Source organism: Roseivivax sp. GX 12232, assembly GCF_021272185.1.
Lineage (GTDB): Bacteria > Pseudomonadota > Alphaproteobacteria > Rhodobacterales > Rhodobacteraceae > Roseivivax.
The window spans coordinates 222795-244693 of sequence record NZ_JAJSEC010000001.1 but is presented as its reverse complement, the minus strand read 5'-3'; the positions used below and the strand labels follow the sequence as shown (position 1 = coordinate 244693).

Below are 21899 nucleotides of genomic sequence, written 5' to 3'. Positions count from 1 at the left end.
GCTTTGTGCCCGCCGGGGTGTTTCTTTTTGGAGAGGCGTTTGGTCGTCGGAATTGGCGGTGACTGGGGCAGGGGCCGGGGCGCGATCCGGCGGGCGCTGGGATTAGAGAAAAGGGGCGCCCCTTAACCGGCTGTTGCGCACTCCAAGCTTAGCTGAAGCTACGGGCCAAGCTACCAAGCCCCCAAGCCTCACCCCCGCGAGTAAAACGGCAGGCCCACGTAGTTCTCCGCCAGGCTGGCCTGCGCGGCGGGGGAGCCTTCGAGGTATTCCAGCTCGGCCTCCTGCATGCGCTGGTCGAAGGCGCTTTGCTCGGGGAAGCGGTGCAGCATGGTGGTGAGCTGCCAGGAGAAGCGCTCGCTTTTCCAGACACGCTTCAGGGCGGTCTCGGAGTAGCCGTCGATGCCCGCCGCCTCGCCGCTGTCGTAATAGGCGCGCAGCGCGTCGGAGAGATAGCGCACGTCGCCGAAGGCCAGGTTCAGCCCCTTGGCGCCGGTCGGCGGCACGATATGGGCCGCGTCGCCCACCAGGAACAGCCGCCCCCAGCGCATCGGCTCGGAGACGAAGCTGCGGAGCTGGGCGATGCTCTTCTCGATCGAAGGCCCCGTGACCAGCCGGTCGGCGGCATCCTCGGGAATGCGGCGGCGCAGCTCGTCCCAGAAGCGGTCGTCGTCCCAGGCGGAGAGATCCGCGTCTGCGGGCGTCTGCACGTAGTAGCGGCTGAGGTTTTCGCTGCGCATCGAGCAGAGCGCGAAGCCGCGGGCGTGGTTGGCATAGATCAGCTCTTCGCTGACCGGCGGCGTCTCGCTGAGGACGCCGAGCCAGCCGAAGGGATAGACCCTTTCGTATTCGCGCCGGACGCTTTCGGGGATGGCCTTGCGGCTCGGCCCGTGGAAGCCGTCGCAGCCGGCGATGAACTCGCAATCGATGCGCTCTTCGCGGCCCTCGCGGGTGAAGGTGACGAAAGGCGCGCGCCCGTCGAGGTCGTGCAGGGCGACGCCCTCGACCTCGTGCAGGATCTGGCCCTGCATGGCGTCGCGCGCCTTGTAGAGCTCGGCGGTGACTTCAGTTTGGCCGAAGACCATGACGCGCCGCCCGGTGTGGCGTTCGAAGTCGATGCGGAAGCCGCGGTTCTGCGCGGCGAGATAGGTGCCGCCATGCGGCTTGCCCTCGGCGAACATGCGCTGGGCGACGCCGGCCTCCTCGAGCAGTTCGACCGAGCCCCATTCCAAGACGCCCGCGCGGATCCGCCCGAGCACATGGGCGCGCGAGCGGCGCTCCAGCACGATGGTGTCGATGCCGGCGCGGTGCAGCAGTTGGCTCAGCAAGAGCCCCGACGGCCCGCCCCCGATGATGCAGACTTGTGTGCGCATTGATCGAACGCCTCCTGGGCGCGATAGTAGCGGCACGGCAACTCGTTAACATGGCGGGGCAGAACCATCTCCGGCACGAATCGAACATCCCGGCGGGAAATCCGCAGCTTCGCGCTATACGGCGAGAGCGCGCGCTTTCCCGATGTCCTGCACTGCGAGACGATCTCGGACCGGGCGGCGGAGAACGCCTGGACGATCCGCACGCACCGCCATCCGCTGCTGCATCAACTGATCCTGATCGAGGAGGGGCGCTTTTCGGTCTGGATCGACGGGGTGCGGCGCGAGTTCGCCCGCCCGGTCCTGATGAACGTGCCGCCGGACCACGTGCACGGCTTCCGCTTCTCGCAGGGCATGCGGGGCTATGTGCTCTCGGTGCCCTCGGAGACCCTGCCGGACATCTGCTACCGCGACGAGACGGTGATGGCGCGGCTCGCCAAGCCTGCCTTCCTCGAGCCGAGCGCGCCGCTGGTCGCGGCCTTCGGGCGGCTGCACGGCTGGCACGAGAGCCCGGGCGAGCTGCGCGCGCCGGTCCTGCGCGCCATCGCCTGCGAGATCCTGTGCCTGGCCGCCAGCCAGGCCCGCCCGCGCGCCGCGCCCGGCGGCTCGCCGCGGCAGATCCAGCTGATCGAGAGCTTCGAGACGCTGCTGCAGGCGCATCTGCGCGAACGCTGGCGGGCCGGGGATTACGCGCGGGCGCTCGGGGTGTCGCCCACGCATCTGACGCGGATCTGCCGGGCGGCGGCGGGGATCTCGGCCTCGGCCTGGATCGACCGGGCGACGGTGACCGAGGCCTGCCGGCAGCTCGCCTACACGGTGCGGCCGGTGTCGCAGATTTCCTATGACCTGGGCTATGAGGATCCCTCGCATTTCTCGCGGGTGTTCCGGCGGGTGATGGGGTTGTCGCCGAGTGCTTACCGGGGGTGAGGGGGTGGCGTGGGGTGGGCACTCGGGGTGCGGTGGCGGCGCTGAGTGCGCACCCTAGGGGGAGTAAGGCAAAGGAAGGGGGACGCGTTGCGGATGTCGGAGGGATCACGACGTGAGGGCAGGCGGCGCTTTGGGGCGTCGCGGTCTTGGTCCCGAAGTGGCGGCGATGGGATTGGATTATCGGGGGCAGGGGAGAACTGCAGGTTAAGCCTCGGTCTCCCGGTCCAACCACGCCACCAACACGCCGCATCAAACAAGGCGCCTCGTTTAAGCTCGCGCCTCTTGCACCCGAATAGCACCGAAGGTGCCGGGCGCGCGCCGGACCGGCCCCTTGGGCCGGCGCTCTTGTGGGCGAAACGCATAGATCGTCGTTAGTCCTGACCTTGCAGGGATAAAGCGCAAAGCTCGGAGTGAGGCGGCGCCGGCCCCCGGTCCGGTGCGCGCCCTCTGGTGGGGCGTGTTGAGAGGGGGTCGGGAGCGGGCGCCACGGGGGACGCTTCGCTCGAAACCCCGCTCAATCCCCGCCCGACCAGCCCCGCAGCCCAACACCCCCAAACCCCGCTCCCCACGACTTCCCCAGCGAATCCAACCGCCTGCGCGCCGTCCCCCGCCGAAGCCCAGAGCGCGCCGCGCATCAGGGTTGACCCAGCGCCATCTCATATCTACAAAGTGAAACACAATTCCGCACAGTGGAAATGGGAGGAGACCATGACTGTACTGAAATCCGCACTCGCGGGGGCCCTTATGGTGGCCGCAACCGGCGCCAGCGCCCAGAGCTTCTTTGTCGGCGAGGCGGGCCCGAACCGCGGCGCGCGCGGCGAATCGCTGAACTTCTTCGCCGAGCAGGTCGAGGAACTGTCCGGCGGCGAGATGTCGCTCGACATCCAGTGGGGCGGGGCGCTCTTCAAGGCCGGCGCGGCGCTCTCGGGCATCGCCGACGGCGTGGCCGACATGGGCACCATCATCGCCGTCTATTTCCCCAAGGAAATGGCCCCCTACCGGATCGCCGACATGCCGCTCGAGAACGCGGACGCCTGGGTCGGCATGAAGGCCACCGACGAGATCATGCGCTCGAACGAGGGCATGAAGCGGGTCATGGCCGAGCAGAACCTGGTCTACCTCGGCACCTTCACCACCTCGGCGGTGCACATCGGCTGCCAGGGCACCGCGATCCGCTCGGTCGAGGACATCGAGGGCCTCAAGGTCCGCGGCGTCGGCGCCTATGGCGACACCTTCGGCGATTTCGGCGCCAACCTCGTGCCGATGTCGATCTATGACGCCTACCAGGGTCTCGACACCGGGCTGATCGACTGCTCGCAGACCTATTCCTACGCCACCGCCGCGCTCAAGCAGCAGGAGGTGATCGACAGCTACACCATGCTGAACTGGGGCCAGACCGGCGCCCTGGGCATCTTCATGAACAAGGATTCCTTCGACCGTCTCGAGGCCGAGCAGCAGGAGATCCTGCTCGAGGCCGGCAAGATGATGTCGGACGAACTGGGCCGCCTGATCACCGCCGACAACGAGGCGGCGATCCAGACCATGAAGGACGCGGGCGTCGAGATCATCGAGCTGCCCGCCGAGGACCGCGCCAAGCTGGTGGAAGCCGGCAAGCCCTATGTCGACGAATGGGTCGAGCAGGTGAACGGCATGGGCCTCGACGGCGAGGAGATCCTCGCGACCTACAAGGAGCTCCTGGCGAAATACGCCGAGGAGCGCGACACCGAGGGCTACCCCTGGGAGAACGGCGGCAGCTGATCGGCTGACGCCTCTCCGGGCCGCGCGCCGCCCACCGGCGCGCGGCTCCCCCCACCTTGTACCCGACATTCCTTTCCGAGCGAGGTCACCCATGCTGCGCCGCATCGAACGGCTGCTGGTGGATCTCTCTGTCCTGGCGGTGCTGGGACTGGGGATCCTGATCACCGTGACGGTGATCCTGCGGGCGGGCTTCAACGCCGCCGTGCCGGACGCCATCGTCATCGTCCGCGAGCTGATGGTCGCCGCGATCATCCTGCCGCTGGCCGCCACCACCGCCAACCGCGCCCATATCGTCGTCGAGGTCTTCGCCAACCGCCTGCCGGTGCGGATGCGCGACCTCCTGGTGATCTTCGGCTCGCTCTTCGGGCTCCTGGCGCTGGCGCCCTTGATCTGGGCGGGCTGGCGAGAGGTCACCTCGGCGTTGTCCTCGGGGGCCTATTTCTACGGCGATCTGAACCTGCCGAAATGGCCCGGGCGGGTGCTCTTCCTCGCCGGTGTCTCGATCTGCTGGATCCGCCTGGCGCTGATGGTCGCCGGCGACATCCGCACCATCCGCCGAGGCGAGACGATCCTCTCCGCCGACCCGCATCAGGAGGGCTGAACCCATGGACGGAACGCTCATCGGTCTTGTCGCCTTCGCCTCGGTCATCGGGCTTCTGGCGCTGCGCGTGCCGATCGCCTTCGCGCTGGCCGGCGTGGCCAGCATCGGCACCTTCCTGGTGTTCGCGCTGCGCACCGGCGAGTTCATGCCCGAGCGCGCGCTGACCCCGACGGCCAGCCTGGTCTTTTCGAATTCCTTCGACCTGATCCATTCCTACGATCTGTCGATGATCCCGCTCTTCGTGGCGCTGGGGCACATCGCCTACCGCGCCGAGATCACCACCAAGATCTACCACGCCGCGCGCGTCTGGCTGGTCAAGGTGCCCGGCGGCGTGGCCATGGCCTCGGTCGTGGGCTGCGGCGGCTTCTCGGCGATCACCGGCTCCTCGATCGCCTGCGCCTCGACAATGGGGCGGATCTGCTCGCCCGAGATGCTGCGGCTGGGCTACGACAAGCGGCTGGCGACGGCCTCGGTGGCCGCGGGCGGCACGCTCGGTTCGCTGATCCCGCCCTCGGTGCTGTTCATCATCTACGGGATCTTCACCGAGACCTCGATCTCGGCGCTGTTCCTGGCGGGCATCATCCCCGGCCTTCTGACCCTGGCGGGCTTCATCCTGGTGATCTGGGTCTGGGTGGCGCGCGATCCCGCGGCGGCCCCGGCCTTCACCGGCACGATCACGCCCGCTGAACGGCTCCAGGCCGCGCGCGACGCCTGGCCCGCGGTGGCGCTCTTCGTGATCATCGTCGGCGGCATCTACGGCGGGTTCTTCACCGCCACCGAGGCCGCGGCGGTCTGCGTCAGCGCCGCGGTGCTGATCGGCTTCGCGCAGCGCAAGCTGACCTTCCGGGCGCTCTGGGAGGCGCTGCACGAGACGGTGATCCAGACCACCTCGATCTTCTTCATCGCCGCCGGCGCGAAGATCTTCGTGGCCTTCATCGCGCTGACCGGCGTTGCCGGCGACGTGGTCTCGGCGGTCACCGAGGCGGAGCTGTCGGTGGTGGTCCTGCTGGTCTCGATCGCGGCGATCTACCTGCTCCTGGGCATGTTCCTCGATCCCATCGGGATCATGGTGCTGACCCTGCCGCTCATGGTGCCGCTGGTCGAAAGCTACGGCTGGGACCTGATCTGGTTCGGCGTGGTGGTCATCAAGCTGCTCGAGATCGGCTTGATCACACCACCGGTGGGCCTCAATGTCTTCGTGATCTCCGGCATGGTCGGGCGCGAGGTGCCGATCGACAAGATCTTCTCGGGCATCCTGCGGTTCCTGTCGGTCGACGTGATCGTCCTGGCCCTGCTGATGGCCTTCCCGATCCTGTCGCTCCTGATCCCGACGTCGATGTGAGGCCCGGCATGGCGCGACCCGAGACCCAGAGCCCCGAGACCCGGACGCCCGAGCCGCCGCAGCGCGACCGGCGCTTCGCCGAGACGCTGGCGCGCGGGCTGGCGGTGCTCCGGGCCTTCCGGGCCAGCGACGACGGGCTCGGCAACGGCGAGATCGCCGAGCGCACGGGCCTGCCGAAGTCCACCGTCTCGCGGCTGACCTTCACGCTGCAGAGCCTGGGCTACCTGACCCACGCCCGGCGGCACGACCGCTACCGCCCGGGGCCGGCGCTCCTGGCGCTCGGCAATGTCGCCTCGGCCTCGATCTCCTTCGTGGACCTGGCCGGGCCGATCATGCAGCGGCTGGCCGACGAGACCGGGACGCTGGCGCTGATGCTGGTGCGCGACGGGCGCAAGCTCCTGATCGTGCGGACCTGGCGGCCGCAGGGGGTTTCGTCGCTCTGGCTCGAGGTCGGGCACCGCATCCCGTTTCACGGCTCCTCCTCGGGCCATGCCATGCTGGCCACCATGGACGAGGGGCTCTTCGAGGAAACCGTCGCCGCGGCGGCGGGCGACCGGGGGCTGACGCTGGAGTGCGGCGAGCAGATCCGCCGCGCCGCCTGGGGCCAGCTGGTCGCCAAGGGCTACGTCTTGACCGAGCCCGAGGAATATTTCGCGCCCTCGATCCACGCCGTGGCGCGGCCCTTCCAGTCCCGCGACCTGTCGGAACCGGTGATCTTCACCTGCGGGGCGCTGCCGGAGGATCTGAGCGTGGAGCGCATGCGCGGCACCCTCGGCCCGAAACTGGCCGAGGCGGTGCAGGAATTGGAACGCATCATGGGGCAGGGCTCGAGCCTGACGGTTCGGGACTGAGCTCCGAGAGGAAAGGAAAGCCAGACGTGACGCATCCGGTTAGTTACGAACGCGACGGCGCGGTCGCCGTCATCACCATCGCCAACCCGCCGGTCAACGCGCTGGGGCACGCGGTGCGCCAGGGTCTCTGGGAGGCGATCGACCGCTTCTCGGGCGACGCCGAGGCCGAGGCCGCGCTGATCCTGGGCGAGGGCAAGCTGTTCATCGGCGGCGCCGACATCTCGGAGTTCGGCAAGCCGCCGAAGGATCCCTGGCTGCCGGAGGTGGTGAACCACATCGAGGCCTGCGAGAAGCCGGTGGTCGCGGCGATCCAGGGCGCGGCGCTTGGCGGCGGGCTCGAGGTGGCGCTTGGCTGTCACTACCGGGTCGCCATGAAGGGCGCCAAGCTCGGCCTGCCCGAGGTGAACCTCGGCATCATCCCGGGCGCCGGCGGCACCCAGCGCACCCCGCGCCTCATTGGCGTGAAGGCGGCGGTCGCGATGATCCCCGCGGGCGGCAGCCTCGGGGCCGAGGAAGCCGTCGAGGCGGGCCTTGCCGACAAGCTGGGCGAGGGTGATCCGCGCGCCGCCGGGCTCGACTACGCCCGGGCGCTCATCGCCGAGGGCGCGGGCCCGCGCCGGGTGGGCGCGCTGCCGTGCCCCGCAGAGGATGCCGCCGCCCTGGACGAGGCGCGCGCGCTTTGGAAAAAGAAGGCCCGCGGCGAGGTGGCCCGGCTGGCGGCCATCGACGCGGTGGAGGCCTCGACCCGTCTCGAGATCGCGCCGGGCCTCGACGAGGAACGCCGCATCTTCCGCGAGATGATGGAGACCTCGCAGCGCGCCGGCCTGATCCATGCCTTCTTCATCGAGCGCAAGGTCGCCAAGCTGCCCGAGATCGAGGGCGTCGCCCCGCGCGACTTCGGCAAGCTCGGCGTGATCGGCGGCGGCACCATGGGGGCGGGCATCGCCACCGCCGCGCTGGTGCGCGGGCTCGACGTGACGCTGATCGAACGCGACGACGCCGCCGCCGAGCGCGCCACCGCGACCATCACCAAGAACCTCGACGGCGCGGTGAAGCGCGGCAAGCTCTCCGAGGCGGGCCGCGACGCCATCCTCTCGGACAGCTTCCGCACCGCGACCGACTACGCGGCGCTCTTCGAGGCCGACCTCGCCATCGAGGCGGTCTTCGAGGACATGGGCGTCAAGCGCGAGGTCTTCACCACGCTCGACAAGATCATGAAGCCCGGCGCGATCCTGGCCACGAACACCTCCTATCTCGACGTGAACGAGATCGCCGAGGCGACCTCGCGGCCCGAGGACGTGATCGGGCTGCACTTCTTCTCGCCCGCGCATGTGATGAAGCTTCTCGAAGTGGTGGTCGCCGACAAGACCGCCAACGACGTGACCGCGACCGCCTTTGCGCTGGCCAAGAAGCTCGGCAAGGTGGCGGTGCGCGCGGGCGTCTGCGACGGCTTCATCGGTAACCGCATCCTCTCGGCCTATCGCGCCGCGGCGGACCGGATGGTGCTGGCCGGCGCCTCGCCCTATGCGGTCGACCGCGCGGTCAAGGCCTTCGGCTGGCCCATGGGCCCCTACGAGATGGGCGACCTGGCCGGGCTCGACATCGGCTATGCCACCCGCCAGCGCAAGGCCGCGACCCGCGACCCGCGCGACGTGGTGCCGACCTGGGCGGATGAGCTTTATCACCTGGGACGGCTCGGCCAGAAGACCGGGCGCGGCTACTACATCTACGAAGAGGGCAAGCGCGGCGGCAGCGAGGACCCCGAGGTCGAGGCGCTGGTCGCCAAGGCCCGCGACGACGCCGGCGTCACCCCGCGCGACTTCACCGAGGCGGAGATCCAGCGCCGCTACATGGCCGCTCTGGTGAACGAGGCCGCCCGGGTCCTCGAGGAGGGCATCGCCCGCCGTCCGCTCGATGTCGATGTGACCTTCCTCTACGGCTACGGCTTCCCGCGCTGGCGCGGCGGGCCGATGCACTGGGCCGACGAGGCGGGCCTCGCGGGCCTTCTGGAAGACATCAAGAGCTACGCGACCGAGGATGATTTCTTCTGGCGCCCGGCGCCGCTCCTCGAGCGCCTGGTCGCCGAGAGTGCCACATTTGCCAGCCTGAACGACAAGGGCTGAGAAGGAGAGAGCCATGAACGATCCCGTCATCGTATCCGTCGCCCGCACCGCCATCGGCAAGGCCGGGCGCGGCACCTTCAACATCACCCATGGCGCCGACATGGCCGGCCATGTCGCCAAGGAGGCGGTGGCCCGCGCGGGCCTCGACCCGGCGCTGATCGAGGATTCGATCTGGGGCTGCGGCTACCCGCAGGGCGTCACCGGCCGCAACATCGCCCGCCAGGCGGTGATCCGCGCCGGGCTGCCGGTCTCCATCGCGGGCACCACGGTCAACCGCTTCTGCGCCTCGGGCCTGCAGGCCATCGCCATGGGCGGCCACATGATCGCGCATGAGGGGGCCAAGGCGGTCCTGGTCGGCGGCATCGAGTCGATCTCGGGCGTGCAGCCGCCGCCGGACGAGGCGCCGAACGACTGGGTTCTGTCGCACAAGCCCGACCTCTACCTGCCGATGATCGACACCGCCGACATCGTGGCCCAGCGCTACGACGTCAGCCGCGCCGCGCAGGACGAACTGGGCTACCAGTCGCAGATGCGCACCGCCGCCGGCCAGGAAGCAGGCCGCTTCGACCGCGAGATCGTGCCGATGACCGTGACCAAGGCGGTCAAGGACAAGGAGACCGGCGAGGTCACCCACCAGGAGGTCACCATCTCGCAGGACGAGTGCAACCGCCCCTCGACCACGCTCGAGGCGTTGCAGGGCCTGAAGCCGGTCAAGGGCGAGGACAAGTTCATCACCGCCGGCAATGCCTCGCAGCTTTCCGACGGCGCCGCGGCGCTGGTGATGATGGACGCCAAGGAGGCCGAGAAGGCCGGTCTCGAGCCGCTCGGCCGCTTCCGCGGCTTCGCCGTGGCCGGCTGCGAGCCCGACGAGATGGGCATCGGCCCGGTCTTCGCCGTGCCGCGCCTGCTTGAGCGCGAGGGGCTGAAGGTCGGCGACATCGACCTTTGGGAGCTGAACGAGGCCTTCGCGAGCCAGGCGCTGTATTGCCGCGACCGGCTGGGCATCGACAACGAGATCATGAACGTCGACGGCGGCTCCATCGCCGTGGGCCACCCCTTCGGCATGACCGGCGCGCGGATGACCGGCCACCTGATGTTCGAGGGTCAGCGCCGGGGCGCCAAGCTCGGCGTGGTGACCATGTGCGTTGGCGGCGGCCAGGGCGCCGCGGGCCTCTTCGAGATTTTCTGAGCAAAAGGAGAGAACCATGGATCTCGCCTATACCGACGAGCAGAAGGCCTTCCGCGACGAGGTGAGAAGCTTTCTGGCCGAGAAGCTGCCGAAGCGGCTCAGCGACAAGGTCGCAGGCGGCAAGCGGCTGACCAAGGCCGACTACGAGGAATGGCACGCCATCCTCAACGACAAGGGCTGGCTGGGCGTGACCTGGCCCAAGGAGCACGGCGGCACCGGCTGGGACGCGGTCGAGCGGCACATCTTCGAGATGGAAACCACCGCCGCCCGCGCTCCCCGCATCGTGCCCTTCGGCATCAACATGCTGGGCCCGGTCCTGATGAAGTTCGGCTCGGAGGCGCAGAAGGCGCATTACCTGCCGCGCATCCTCGACGGCACCGACTGGTGGTGCCAGGGCTATTCCGAGCCCGGCGCGGGCTCCGACCTGGCCTCGATCAAGACCACCGCGGAGCGTGACGGCGACCACTACATCGTCAACGGCCAGAAGACCTGGACCACGCTTGGCCAGCATGCCGACAAGATCTTCTGCCTGGTGCGCACCTCCAAGGAGGGCAAGCCGCAGGAGGGCATCTCGTTCCTGCTGATCGACATGGAGACCCCGGGCGTCGAGGTCCGGCCCATCGTGCTGATCGACGGCGAGGCCGAGGTCAACGAGGTCTGGTTCGACAACGTCCGCGTGCCGGCCGAGAACCTCGTCGGCGAAGAGAACAAGGGCTGGACCTACGCCAAGTATCTCCTGACCCACGAGCGCACCAATATCGCGGGTGTGGGCTTCGCCACCGCCGCGCTCGAGGAGCTGAAGCGCATCGCCGGCCGCGAGATGTCGGGCGGGCTGCCGCTGTCGCAGAACGCGCTCTTCGCCGCCAAGATCGCCCAGGTCGAGATCGACCTCATGGCCATGGCCACCACCAACCTGCGCACCGTCGCGGCGGCGGCCGCGGGCCAGGCGCCCGGGGCGGAAAGCTCGATGCTGAAGATCAAGGGCACGGTCATCCGCCAGGAGATCAACGCGCTCACGCGGCAGGCGGTCGGCCCCTATGCCATGCCCTTCGTCTCGGAGGCCCTGGAAGAAGGCAGCAACGTCGAGCCGGTGGGCCCGGACTACGCGATGCCCGCGACGCAGAGCTATTTCAACAACCGCAAGCTTTCGATCTATGGCGGCTCCAACGAGGTGCAGCGCCAGATCATCTCGAAAGCCATCCTGGAGCTGTAAGATGAACTTCGAGCTGACCGACGAACGGCGGATGCTGTCCGACAGCCTGCGCCGCTACCTGGCCGACACGGCCTCTTTCGAGGCCGCCGCCAAGGCCACCGAGGGCGAGACCGGCTTCGACGCGACCCTCTGGGAGGGCATCGCCGAGATGGGCGTCATGGGCGCGCTTCTGCCCGAGGATGCGGGCGGCTTCGGCGGCGCCGGTTTCGACCTGACCACCGTCTTCGAAGAGATCGGCCGCGCCGGCGCGGTCACCCCGCTGATCGAAAGCGGCGTGCTGGCCGCGGGGCTCCTGGCCGAGCTCGACCCCGAGGGCCAGGCCGAGCGCATCGAGAGCGCGATCGGCGGCAGGGTCCTGGGCTTCGCCCATGCCGAGCCGGGCGCGCGCTACGACCTGAGCCACGTGGCCGCCACGGCCGAGGCCTCGGGCGAGGGCTGGCGCCTCTCGGGCCGCAAGACCGTGGTCGGTTTCGCCAGCGCCGCCGAGGCCTTCGTGGTCACCGCGCGCACCTCGGGCGAGGCCGCCGATGCGGAAGGCATCTCGGTCTTCCTGGTGCCCGCGGGCACCGAGGGGCTGTCGCTGCGCGACTACCCGCTGAACGGCGGCGGCCGCGCGGGCGAGCTGGTGCTCGAGAATGTGACGCTTGCCGCCTCGGCGCTGATCGGCCCCGAGGGTGCGGCGCATGAGGCGCTCGAGACCGTGCATGCCCGGGCCACCTGCGCGCTTTCGGCCGAGGCGCTCGGCCTGATGGAGACGATCCGCGGTCTGACCGTCGACTACCTCCAGGGCCGCAAGCAGTTCGGCAAGCCGATCGGCAAGTTCCAGGCGCTGCAGCACCGCATGGCCGACGTGCTGATCGAGATCGAACAGGCGCGTTCGGCGGTGATCAATCTCGCCGGCCATCTCGAGGCCGACCGGGTCACCCGCGAGCGCCACGTCAGCGCGACGAAGAACCTGATCGGTCGCGCCGGCCGGCTGGTGGTCGAGGAGTCGATCCAGATGCACGGCGGCATCGGCATGACTGAGGAATACGCGCTGGGGCATTTCGCCAAGCGCCTGACCATGGTCGACCATCGCTTCGGCGACAGCGACTTCCACCTCGAGCGCTTCATCCGGCTCAGCGCGGCATGAGCGTGATCGAGGGCGAAACCGGCGCGCAGCGCAGCCTGGGCTACGTGCTCGACGTCGGGCAGGGTGACGGCTCTGCGCGTTGCCACCTCGAGGTCGGCGCGGGTCATGCCAACCGGCACGGGGTGCTGCACGGCGGCATCGCCGCGGTGCTGCTCGACAATGCCATGGGGGCGACGGCCAGCCTGACCGTCGATCCCCGGGGCCGCGCGCCTTTCCTGACGATCTCGCTGACCACCAACTTCCTGGCCGCCGCCGAACAGGGCGACGCGCTGACCGCCACCGCGCGGGTCACCGGCGGGGGCAAGTCGCTCCTGTTCATCGCCGCCGATCTGACCGCCGCCGACGGCCGGCTGATCGCCACGGCGACCGGCGTCTTCAAGCGGGTGCCGCCCGAGAAGTTGGCCCAGGGAGGCGACGCATGAGCCTGGCCCATATCGAGGACCGCGGCGACCGGATCGTCGTGGTCAACGACAACCCGACCCGGCGGAACGCGCTCTCCGAGGACTTCTATCGCGCCATCGAGGATGCCGCGCGCCTGGCGCTCGAGCCGCGCATCACCTCGGTCACGCTTTGGGGCGCGGGCGGGTTCTTCTGCTCGGGCGGGGATCTGACTCTCTTGGCCACCAGGCGCGAGCTGCCCGAGGCGGGCCGCCGCGAGCGGATCGAGGCGCTGCACGACCTGGTGCGCGCCATCCGCGGCAGCGCCGTGCCCTGGATCGCCGCGATCGAAGGCGGGGCCGCCGGGGCAGGGGCCTCGCTGGCCTTCGCCTGCGATTTCCTGGTCGCCTCTGAAGGCGCGCGAGTCTCGGGCGCATATGTGCGCGCGGGCCTGACGCCCGACGGCGGGCTGACCGCCTCGCTCGCCGCGGCGCTGCCCCGGGCGCTGGTCTCGGAGATGCTGATCCTGGGCGATGCGCTTTCCGCCGAACGGCTGGCCGAGCTCGGCGCTGTGAACGCGCTTGCGGCCCCGGGCGCGACGCTCGACGGTGCCATGGGCATCGCCGACCGCCTGGCCCGCGGCCCCCGCGGCGCCCAGGGCACGATCAAGGAGCTGGTGCACGCCGCCGCCACCACGTCCTTCGCCGACCAGCTCGACGCCGAACGCGACGCCATGGCCCGCAGCATCGCCGGGGACGAGGCGGGCGAGGGCATCGGCGCCTTCCTCGACAAGCGCCGCCCGGACTTCGCGGGCCGAGGGCAGCGGTGAGCTGCGGGGCGGCAGAACGGAGCAGCGCGCGGGCCTGGGTGGCTGGTGCGATGGGGGCTGTTGGCGATGAGGTCTGCTTCGGGGCCGCGAGGATCGCAGCAGCTTCGGAGCTGCGCGTCGCGGCTGCGAGGGTCGCCGAAGATTCGGAGCGGCGCTCCGGGGCCGCGAGCGTCTCCGCAGCTTTGAAGCCGTGCTTCGGGGCCGCGAAGATTGCCGAGGCATCGGTACCGCGCTCCGAGGCCGCGAGGCGTGCCGAAACATCGGAGCCGCGTCCCGGGACCGCGAGGATCGTCAAAGCGTCGGAGCCGCGCCGCAAGGTTAAGCACCCACCGACGAGCCTCGACATAAGCCGGTTGCACCGCCTTTCGGGCCAGCGCCAACCCGACCGAAGCTCCGCCCCTGATCCAATCTCTCATCGCCTTAATCCTCCAAAACCCACCGCTGCCCCAGGAGCCCCCACATGACCCCAGCCGATCCCGCCCTCGAGACCCCGCTCACCCGGGCATTCGGGCTGCGTCTGCCCGTGGTGGCCGGTGGCCTCATGTGGCTCGCCGAGGCCGGCTATACCGCCGCCGCCGCCCGCGCCGGGGTGCTGCCCTTCCTGACCGCCGCCTCCTTCCCCGACCCCGCCGAGCTGCGCGCCGAGATCCGCCGCTGCCGCGAAGCAGCCGGTCCCCATGCCTTCGGCGTCAATGTCTCCATGCTGCCGAAGCTGGTGCCCGGCGAGCGCACCGAAGAGGTCTTCCGACTGATCGTGGAAGAGGGCGTCCGCGTGGTCGAAACCTCGGGCCGCAACCCCGAACCTTTCCTGCCGATCCTCAAGGACGCCGGCGTCACGGTGATCCACAAGGTGCCCTCCGTGCGTTACGCGGTGAAAGCCCAGTCGGTGGGCGTGGACATGGTCTCCATCGTCGGCGCCGAATGCGGCGGCCACCCGGGCATGGACCTCGTGGGCTCCATGGTGAACCTCGCCCTGGCCGAGGAACGGCTGGAGATCCCCTTCCTGATCGGGGGCGGCATCGGCAGCGGGACGCAGATCGTCGCGGCCCTGGCCGCCGGCGCCTCCGGGGTGGTGATCGGCACCCGCTTCCTGGTGGCCGACGAGGTTCCGGCCCATGACGGCTACAAGGCGGCGCTCGCGGCGGCCAATGAACGCGACACGGCGCTGACAATGCAGAGCGTGCGCAACACCATCCGCACCCTGAAGAACGAGACCACCGAAACCGTGGCCCGGCTCGAACGCGAGACCCCGGATATCGGCATCGAGGCCCTGATGCCGCATGTCTCGGGCAAGATCGGGCGCGCGGCCTATGAAAGCGGCGATACCTCGAAAGGCATGCTGTCGGCGGGCCAGGCGCTGGGGCTGACCCATCGCGCCGCGCCCCTGGCCGAGATCGTCGCGGAACTGGAAACCCAGGCCCTGACGGCGTTGCGCCGTCTGCGTCCCGAGGCGCCCCGCGCGGGCGCGCTTTCGGGCGCGGCCTGACCCACCGGAGGGAGGAGAGACCACCATGAGCCGCATCACGCGCATCCACCAGATGCTCACCCCCCATGTCGAGGCGCGCCCCGAGGAGGCCGCGATCATCGACGCCGACGGAACGCGCTACAGCTGGGCCGATTACGCCCGCGCCAGCGAAGAGGCCGCCGGTCTCATGGCCGAGGCCGGCGTGACCGCCGGCGACCGGGTTCTGATCGTCGCCGAGAACTGCTTTGCCGTCGCGGCCTTGGTCATGGCCGCGAGCCGCCTGTCGGCCTGGGCCGTGCCGGTCAACGCGCGCCTCTCTGGGCACGAGATCGCCCGCGTCACCGCCCACGCCGAGCCGCGCGCGGTCTTCTACACCACCGGCGTTTCGAAGGAGGCCCGCGCCCATGCCGAGGCGGCGAGTGCCGAAGCCTGCGCCGTCACCTGGGGCGAGTTGCAGCGCGCGGCTGGCCCCGGTGGCGCGCCCGAGCCCGAGGAGGCCGGCGCCGACCAGGTTGCCGTCATGCTCTATACCACCGGCACCACCGGCGCGCCCAAGGGCGTGATGCTGAGCCATGGCAACCTGGTGTTCGCCGCCACCGCCAGCCGCGACCTGCGCGAGCTGGCGCCGGGCGATCACGTCTATGGCGCGCTGCCGATGACCCATGTCTTCGGCATGGCCTCCATGCTCATGGCCTCGGCCCGCGCCGGCTGCACCGTGGAGCTTGCCGCGCGCTTCTCGGCCGAAGCGCTCTACAACGCGCTGACCCGGGGGGCGACCGTCGTGCCCGCCGTGCCGCAGATGCATGCGCTCTTGATGGCCTATGCCGCCGAACACGGGCACGAGACGCTGGGCAGCAGGCGGCTGCGCTATGTCTCCTCCGGCGCGGCGCCGCTTGATCCTGCCTGGAAGCGCAAGGCCGAGGCCTTCTACGGACTGCCCTTGCAGAACGGCTACGGCATGACCGAGACCACCGCCGGGGTCAGCGGCACGCGCAACGCCCTGGGCGACCCGGATATTTCCGTGGGCCCGCCGCTGCCGGGCGTCGAGGTCGCGCTGGACGAAACGGTTGGCGCCGAAGCCGGCGTCGGCGAGGTGCTGACCCGCGGGCCGCACATCATGAAGGGATACTACCGGAACCTTGAGGCGACCGCTCAGGCGATCACCCCGGACGGGTTCATGCGCACCGGCGACCTCGGGCGGATCGACGCCGAGGGTCGGCTGCACATCGTCGGGCGGTCGAAGGAGCTGATCATCCGCGGTGGGTTCAACGTTTATCCGCCCGAGGTCGAGGCGGCCCTGAACGACCACCCCGCCGTGGTGCAGAGCGCGGTCGTCGGCCGCGCCATCCGCGGCGACGAGGAGGTCCTGGCCTTCTGTCAGATCACCCGCCCGGACGCAGTGACCAGCAAAGAGCTTGCGGAGTTCACCCGCGCCCAGCTGACCGGCTACAAGCGCCCCTCGCGGATTTTCATCGTCGATGCCCTGCCCGCCGCGGCGACCGGGAAGATCCTGAAGCACAAGCTGCTGGAGGTTTTTGCCGAGCGGATCGAGACGGAAGAGGTCGGGTAAAGGCATTGGGGTCAGCGCGTGAGGCGCTGGCCCTCGCTCACTGGTCGGCGCGCAATCTGACGCAGGGGCGGTTGCGTGTCCGCAAACGGAGTGCGCCTCGGTCAGCCGAGCCTCGTCGCTTTTGAACAGACCGCGAAGGTTTTCAGCGAGCGAATGGGAAATGGCGTGCCGTTCTCGCAATCGTCGTCGACCAGCGCCACAGCAAGTGTTGGCGCGGGCCTTGGCTCGGCACAGCCCGTCCCAAGCTCTTTGCACCTTCGCCAGCCAAGTCACTGTAAGACTTCCTGCGCAGCGACCGGATTTAGGGTCACAGGCAGTAGAAGGGACGAGCGTTCCCAAGGAATCTGGCGCCCCGCCGTTGCGCGCAGAACGTTGAGCCGCAGCCGCCGCGTCACCTCGTAGATCTCCAATCCAGGCTGGGCAAGGGCCTCGACCAAAGCGCTCGCGAAAGGGCTGTTTCGAGACATGCCATCCTCGGCTTGCCCCCCCGGCTGCGATGCATAGCAGACCATTTGCCCGGCTGCTCCAAAGACTGGAGAGGTCGGCGTTCTACTCTTTCCTGTGGTTGGTTGCCGGGCGACGGCACTGTCGTCGGAGCAGCCTCCCACCCCTCGGCACGCATCAAGGAAAAGCAGTTTTTGTCGGGGCCGATCGGACAGGCTCTGGCTGATTTCAGTCTCCGAGGTGCTGCGGCTCAGGCCGGTAGGTCCTACAGGAGCGTCGGCTGGAATAATGCGGCACGTGCCATTTGTCATGACCCCATGTGCCGCGACATAGAGGATCACGACCTTACACTTGGCGGCGCGCTGTCGGAGCCGCTCCACCGCCCGACGGAGCTCTGCCTCGCCTGGATCGAGCAACAACTCAGTATCGAATCCCAAGTCGGTCAAGCTGCGCGCCACAAGAAAAGCATCGGCTTTGGCCGACGGAAGTGGCGCGGCGTATTGGTACTGCGACACGCCAACGGAAAGCGCGGCAACGGGTCCAAGATCCGACGCGGGCGATGCAACGTGGTGTGCGCGCGCGGCGGTGACCGAAGGGCACACCCCCAAGGCGGCGCCAGCTAACGCAGCGAAAAAGTGACGCCTTCTCATGGACATGATCCGCCACTTGGTCGCGCCAGGATTTCGACGCGGCGGTTGCGCGGGTCACGCCCGGATAGGCCAGGAAGCGTCGCGGTTTCCCCCAGGCCCTCGCTGCGTAATCGCCAGTCCGGGATTTGCCTGGGGCCGGAGAGATATAGGCGCACTCTCTGCGCGCGCGCCCTAGACAGCTGCATATTGTATTGCGCGGGCCCGGTCGTATCGGCGTGGCCACGCAAAAGGATGCAGAGCTCGGTCAGTTGACCCTGCAGAATTGAGGCCAAGCGATCGAGATGCGCGCGGGAGGCATCGGACAGCTGATGCTGGTCGAAGCCGAACTGCACCGCGTAGCCCCCTGGAGAAGGGAGGCTTCGCGGAATGGCTTCGCGCGGCTCCGGCGGGGCACAGCCTTCTATTGGTCGGCCAGTCAAGGCGAAGCCGATCGCACAACGATCCGCGGCAACCGGTAACTGCGGCAACTCGGCAAAGGCAGGCGTCATACTCAGCCAGAGCAGGGCTAGGGAGAGGGCAAACCGACTCATCTTGGAGGATGAGCCTAGGGCCGATGTCTTAAGCCTTCGTTTCCGAGAAGCTGCCGTAGCGATTCATCCCGACTTAAGTCTTTGTCTCTAGGCTTCTTTCCCATGGAGCGATTGCGCGTCATCTTGCGCCTGCTGAACGTGGGCTTTTTCCTCTGCGCGGCTCTCGCGGCCTGCGGGCGCGTCGATCGTCTCGCGCCCGTGGCCGCGCAGCCGAAAACGCCGGTGGCACGGAATTTCACGTCGTTCACGCCATCACTGCAGTGCATGGACGGACTTTTGACCGCTCGCGGTCGTCCCGCCGTTCGGCTGTCGTCCACACCGATTTATGACCGGACCAAGCAGGTGCCGGTGGCGGCTGACGACATGCTGATCAATGCCGTGAATCAGATGAACCGGCGCAGCCAAGCCTTTGTTTTCTTGGATCAACCATTGATCCGGGAAGGATCGCTATTCGAACTGCAGACAATCGACCCGAAGCTGAAACACCGCCCTCCAACACCTGACTACTACATCCGTGGGGCGATCAGCCAATTGGACAACGGTGTGCAAAGCGGCCGGGTGAATCTCGACTACACGCCGTTCGACAAGCCCGAGCGCGGGCTCGCAGAGCTTGGAGGAAGTGTCAGCCGGTCGAAATCCGTCGTGACGGTGGATTTGCATCTTGTCCGCTATCCCTCGCGCGAAGTGCTTCCGGGTGCTTCGGTCAGCAACTCCATGGTGGTGACGCGGCGTGGGTTTGGGACAGGCCTGACCGGCCTTGTGACCGAAGGCACATTGGGTCTTGCGCTTCAGGTCGATCGTCTGGAGAGCAATGGCCAAGCCGCGCGCAATTTGATCGAACTGGGGGTTCTGGAACTTTTGGGGCGCTTCGCAGAGGTGCCCTATTGGGAGTGCCTGGCTCGACCTGAAACGGACGCGCGGCGTGCTGCACGGGCAGAACAAGCACACCATGCGCGACCGGGAACGGCTCAGCGCCGTGAAGCGGCGAAGCACTTGGCTCAGCTGGACCGATTACCCGGAGCTCCAAGTGCGAGAAATGTGAGCGCCAATCGGGACCGGGTTGCTGTGAGCCGGGCCATCGCAAAGTTCCAGGCAGAGGTAGGGCTTATCGCGAGCGGTGAGCCGGACTTCGATACACTTCAGGCGCTGCGAGTTGCCGTTGCAAAAAGAAATGCGCGCGCCCACACACCGGTTAAACCGGTTCCGACGAACTCTGGGGCAAGACTCAAGGTGGTAACGAGTGAGTCTACCAGAAATGTCGGCGAAGCAATCGAACCGCCCGAAGGGTATCGCGATATCGGGTATTTTCTTAAGGACCTCTAAAGCTTCCGGAGGTTAGTCTCTTGCCACCTTCGCGTTCTGCCAATCCGAGATGAAAGCGGAAATGACATCAGAGAGCGCATGCTCCGGCGTGTGGTTGAGGTTCGCAAGGTTTTGCCGCGAGGTCTTTGACCAAACTGTGGCCGAGACCTTCAATTTCGGATTTCGCAAGAGAGCGGCTTCCTCTATAAGCGACAGCGTCATCGAAAACGGGATGATGCACCCCGCGGATTCGCTGCGTGGGGCAAAGCGTAACGTGAGTTTTGGACGGCCGGGTAGGGCCTGCCATTGCGATTTGGTTAGCAGGGGTACCCCGCCTGCCAGTAGGGCTTCGCGAAGTTGGTTCGCGTGAAGAGCTGTGCCGGAGTTGGCCAAGAGCGCCTCTTCGTCAAGGAAGACGCCTGGGTGTGCTTTCAACAGATCTATGCGCTCAGCCTGGGGCAGGTCATGCAAGAACTGGTTGATTTGTGTGAACTGAAGAGTCGCCGGTTCTAAAGGCTGCGACATCGGCGGCACGCTGCGGATGGCCGCAATGCGGTTTAGAAAAAGGGTCAGGGCTTCACGCTCCTCCGGTGCGGTCTGCACGAGATTCCGCAAGATCAATGTGCTGTCTGGCAGGCATTCCAGAGGTTGGTGACAAGTGATGGGCAGGCTCCGGGCTTCAATCAGAAGCCAGTTCGTTGGCGCGGTTTCGGCCTGAAGAATGCTGGGAGGCTGAAGTGCCAAAGTCGTTGCAAGGGCGAGCGCCCTGGCGCGTCTCGGTAGCGGCTTGTGTGACCCAACGTTCAGTCGCCGTTGGCTCGAATTTCGAGGTTTCCTAGGGCGCGCTCGAGACAGCACACGTGCTTTGGCCACGGACATTGCGACCTGCGCGGTCATTGCAAGCTCCATAGCGGGCCATATGCCATGTAATGTACCGCTTCGAGCACGACCGCGTTGGTGTTCAAGGTATACGCGGCGTTCACGCCACCGTCGGCCTCGTAGATGCCCGCGGGCCAGCCGCGCTCGGGTGCACCGATGGTGTGGATTTTGTCGCGCAGGCGACCCGTATAGTCCGTGTCGTAGAGCGCGTCCCAGCCGAAACTGGCCTTGACGCTTTGACTGCGCAAAGCGGGGTGGAAGCCGCCGTCTTCGTCGACCACGGCCCAGGGCCGGCCGTTGGAGAAGACAGTGGCGTAGAGGAAATGCGGTGGGCGGTCGAGGTGATCTTCGGAGACCGCGGTCAGATGGCCGGTGGCGTGGTAGCGGGCTTCCTGGGCGCGGTAGACGGCCTCGGCCAGAAGGCGCGTTTCGCTGTCGAGGCCGAGTTCAAGCGCTTGCAGCAGGAAGGGTTCGCTCAGGATCGGGGTGATCGCGCGGAAGGCGCTGGCGCGGCGGGTGTCGACGGGCACCTCGATCCCCTGCACTTCGCGCCAGTCGAGGACGCGGCGGACCGAGGCGGCGGGGATGACGTCGAGACCCCAGAGCGTGGCGGCGCGGGCGGCGTATTGTTCGTAGCCGAGGCGGCCCTCTTGCCGGAGGCGTGTGACGCCATCTTCGCGGATCGCGCCCCAGAGCTCGCCGTTCTTGGTCATGGCGGTCAGATCCCAGCTTGCGAGCAAGGCGCGGATCCGCGGTGACAGCTTTGGTTCGGCCGACTCGAGGACGCGCAGCGCCATGAGCATCCGGCCCATGTCGAGCGCGGACCAGCCGATGCCCTCGGGTTGCGGAGTGTTGTCGTAATCGACCATGACGAGGCTGCGGGTGTCGTAAACCTTGTTTGGCAATTTGCCTTCGAAGAGCGGCAGGTCCTCGAGGCTTGTGAGAAGCGACTGGATGCGTTGAGCGAATTCGCTTTCAGGGAGGAGACCGAGGCGGCGGGCGGAGACAAGCGCGAGGAGGTAGGAACCCTGGTCCCAAAGCGTGGTTGAGGGGAAGCCGGCGACGGAATCGACGAGGCCGGTCTGGGAGCGGGTCTGTGTGTCGAAATAGCGCCAGGCCCTGCGCGCGGCGGCGCGGTCCTCGGGGGTAAGGGCGCGTGGTGCGGTGAGCGGCAGCGTGGCCGCATTGGGGGCAAGCGAGGCCGCATCGGCGCGCGCCGCGTGATGTCTGGCGCCGTCGGACAGCACGGCGAAAGCAGCTGCGAGGCAAAGACCCAAGATGAAGAGGAGGCTGCTGCGATGGGCGGGCCGAAGCGCGGGCATGGGCGTGCTCTCCCTAACTGTGTTGTG

General features: G+C 68.0%; 19 protein-coding genes. 14 read left to right on the top strand and 5 right to left on the bottom strand.

The window, feature by feature from the left end; all coding sequences use genetic code 11:
• Positions 1-188: 188 nt before the first annotated feature.
• Positions 189-1370: a 4-hydroxybenzoate 3-monooxygenase gene (pobA, locus tag LR948_RS01055; RefSeq protein WP_232752062.1), complete on the bottom strand. Its 1182-nt coding sequence runs from the start codon at positions 1368-1370 to the stop codon at positions 189-191.
• A gap of 66 nt (positions 1371-1436) precedes the next feature.
• Between pobA and LR948_RS01050 the strand changes: the two genes are divergently transcribed.
• The 13 genes from LR948_RS01050 to LR948_RS00990 all read left to right on the top strand — a co-directional run bounded on the left by LR948_RS01050 (position 1437) and on the right by LR948_RS00990 (position 16745).
• Positions 1437-2294, top strand: coding sequence for a helix-turn-helix domain-containing protein (locus LR948_RS01050; protein WP_370634863.1), 858 nt, complete (start codon positions 1437-1439; stop codon positions 2292-2294).
• A 708-nt stretch (positions 2295-3002) separates the two neighbouring features.
• A complete protein-coding gene (locus LR948_RS01045) occupies positions 3003-4052 on the top strand; it encodes a C4-dicarboxylate TRAP transporter substrate-binding protein (protein WP_232752061.1) in 1050 nt (349 codons plus the stop codon).
• A 91-nt stretch (positions 4053-4143) separates the two neighbouring features.
• Complete coding sequence (locus LR948_RS01040; RefSeq protein ID WP_232752060.1) at positions 4144-4653, top strand: TRAP transporter small permease; 510 nt, start codon at positions 4144-4146, stop codon at positions 4651-4653.
• A gap of 4 nt (positions 4654-4657) precedes the next feature.
• On the top strand, positions 4658-5995 hold the full coding sequence (locus LR948_RS01035) for a TRAP transporter large permease (RefSeq protein ID WP_232752059.1): 1338 nt from the start codon (positions 4658-4660) through the stop codon (positions 5993-5995).
• A gap of 8 nt (positions 5996-6003) precedes the next feature.
• The gene (locus LR948_RS01030; protein ID WP_232752058.1) at positions 6004-6846 is read left to right on the top strand and encodes an IclR family transcriptional regulator; all 843 of its coding nucleotides are present in this window, start codon (positions 6004-6006) and stop codon (positions 6844-6846) included.
• 26 nt (positions 6847-6872) lie between these two features.
• The gene (locus tag LR948_RS01025; RefSeq protein ID WP_232752057.1) at positions 6873-8969 is read left to right on the top strand and encodes an FAD-dependent oxidoreductase; all 2097 of its coding nucleotides are present in this window, start codon (positions 6873-6875) and stop codon (positions 8967-8969) included.
• A 13-nt stretch (positions 8970-8982) separates the two neighbouring features.
• On the top strand, positions 8983-10158 hold the full coding sequence (locus LR948_RS01020) for an acetyl-CoA C-acyltransferase (protein ID WP_232752056.1): 1176 nt from the start codon (positions 8983-8985) through the stop codon (positions 10156-10158).
• 16 nt (positions 10159-10174) lie between these two features.
• Positions 10175-11371 (top strand): acyl-CoA dehydrogenase family protein, encoded by a 1197-nt coding sequence (locus LR948_RS01015; RefSeq protein ID WP_232752055.1) that lies wholly within the window; start codon positions 10175-10177, stop codon positions 11369-11371.
• Position 11372: 1 nt separating this feature from the next.
• A complete protein-coding gene (locus LR948_RS01010; protein WP_232752054.1) occupies positions 11373-12503 on the top strand; it encodes an acyl-CoA dehydrogenase family protein in 1131 nt (376 codons plus the stop codon).
• A complete protein-coding gene (locus LR948_RS01005; RefSeq protein ID WP_232752053.1) occupies positions 12500-12925 on the top strand; it encodes a PaaI family thioesterase in 426 nt (141 codons plus the stop codon). Before LR948_RS01010 ends, LR948_RS01005 begins: the two co-directional genes overlap by 4 nt.
• Entirely contained in the window at positions 12922-13710 is a 789-nt protein-coding gene (locus LR948_RS01000; RefSeq protein WP_232752052.1) for an oxepin-CoA hydrolase, alternative type, read from the top strand. The genes LR948_RS01005 and LR948_RS01000 overlap by 4 nt, the downstream gene beginning before the upstream one ends.
• A 460-nt stretch (positions 13711-14170) precedes the next feature.
• Positions 14171-15196, top strand: a complete 1026-nt coding sequence (locus tag LR948_RS00995) for a nitronate monooxygenase family protein (protein WP_232752051.1) — start codon at positions 14171-14173, stop codon at positions 15194-15196.
• A 25-nt stretch (positions 15197-15221) separates the two neighbouring features.
• Positions 15222-16745, top strand: coding sequence for a class I adenylate-forming enzyme family protein (locus LR948_RS00990; RefSeq protein WP_232752050.1), 1524 nt, complete (start codon positions 15222-15224; stop codon positions 16743-16745).
• Positions 16746-17014: 269 nt separating this feature from the next.
• Here the strand turns inward: LR948_RS00990 and LR948_RS00985 are convergent, their stop codons facing one another.
• Together LR948_RS00985 and LR948_RS18965 are read right to left on the bottom strand one after the other, a co-directional pair.
• Positions 17015-17839 (bottom strand): caspase family protein, encoded by an 825-nt coding sequence (locus LR948_RS00985; RefSeq protein WP_232752049.1) that lies wholly within the window; start codon positions 17837-17839, stop codon positions 17015-17017.
• Complete coding sequence (locus tag LR948_RS18965) at positions 17836-18327, bottom strand: OmpA family protein (RefSeq protein ID WP_370634862.1); 492 nt, start codon at positions 18325-18327, stop codon at positions 17836-17838. Before LR948_RS18965 ends, LR948_RS00985 begins: the two co-directional genes overlap by 4 nt.
• A gap of 144 nt (positions 18328-18471) precedes the next feature.
• Between LR948_RS18965 and LR948_RS00980 the strand changes: the two genes are divergently transcribed.
• Positions 18472-19692: a CsgG/HfaB family protein gene (locus tag LR948_RS00980; RefSeq protein ID WP_232752048.1), complete on the top strand. Its 1221-nt coding sequence runs from the start codon at positions 18472-18474 to the stop codon at positions 19690-19692.
• A gap of 12 nt (positions 19693-19704) precedes the next feature.
• On the opposite strand, the gene LR948_RS00975 is transcribed toward LR948_RS00980, so the two are convergent.
• A complete protein-coding gene (locus LR948_RS00975) occupies positions 19705-20568 on the bottom strand; it encodes a hypothetical protein (protein WP_232752047.1) in 864 nt (287 codons plus the stop codon).
• A complete protein-coding gene (locus LR948_RS00970; protein WP_232752046.1) occupies positions 20565-21872 on the bottom strand; it encodes a DUF3131 domain-containing protein in 1308 nt (435 codons plus the stop codon). Before LR948_RS00970 ends, LR948_RS00975 begins: the two co-directional genes overlap by 4 nt.
• Positions 21873-21899: the final 27 nt, after the last annotated feature.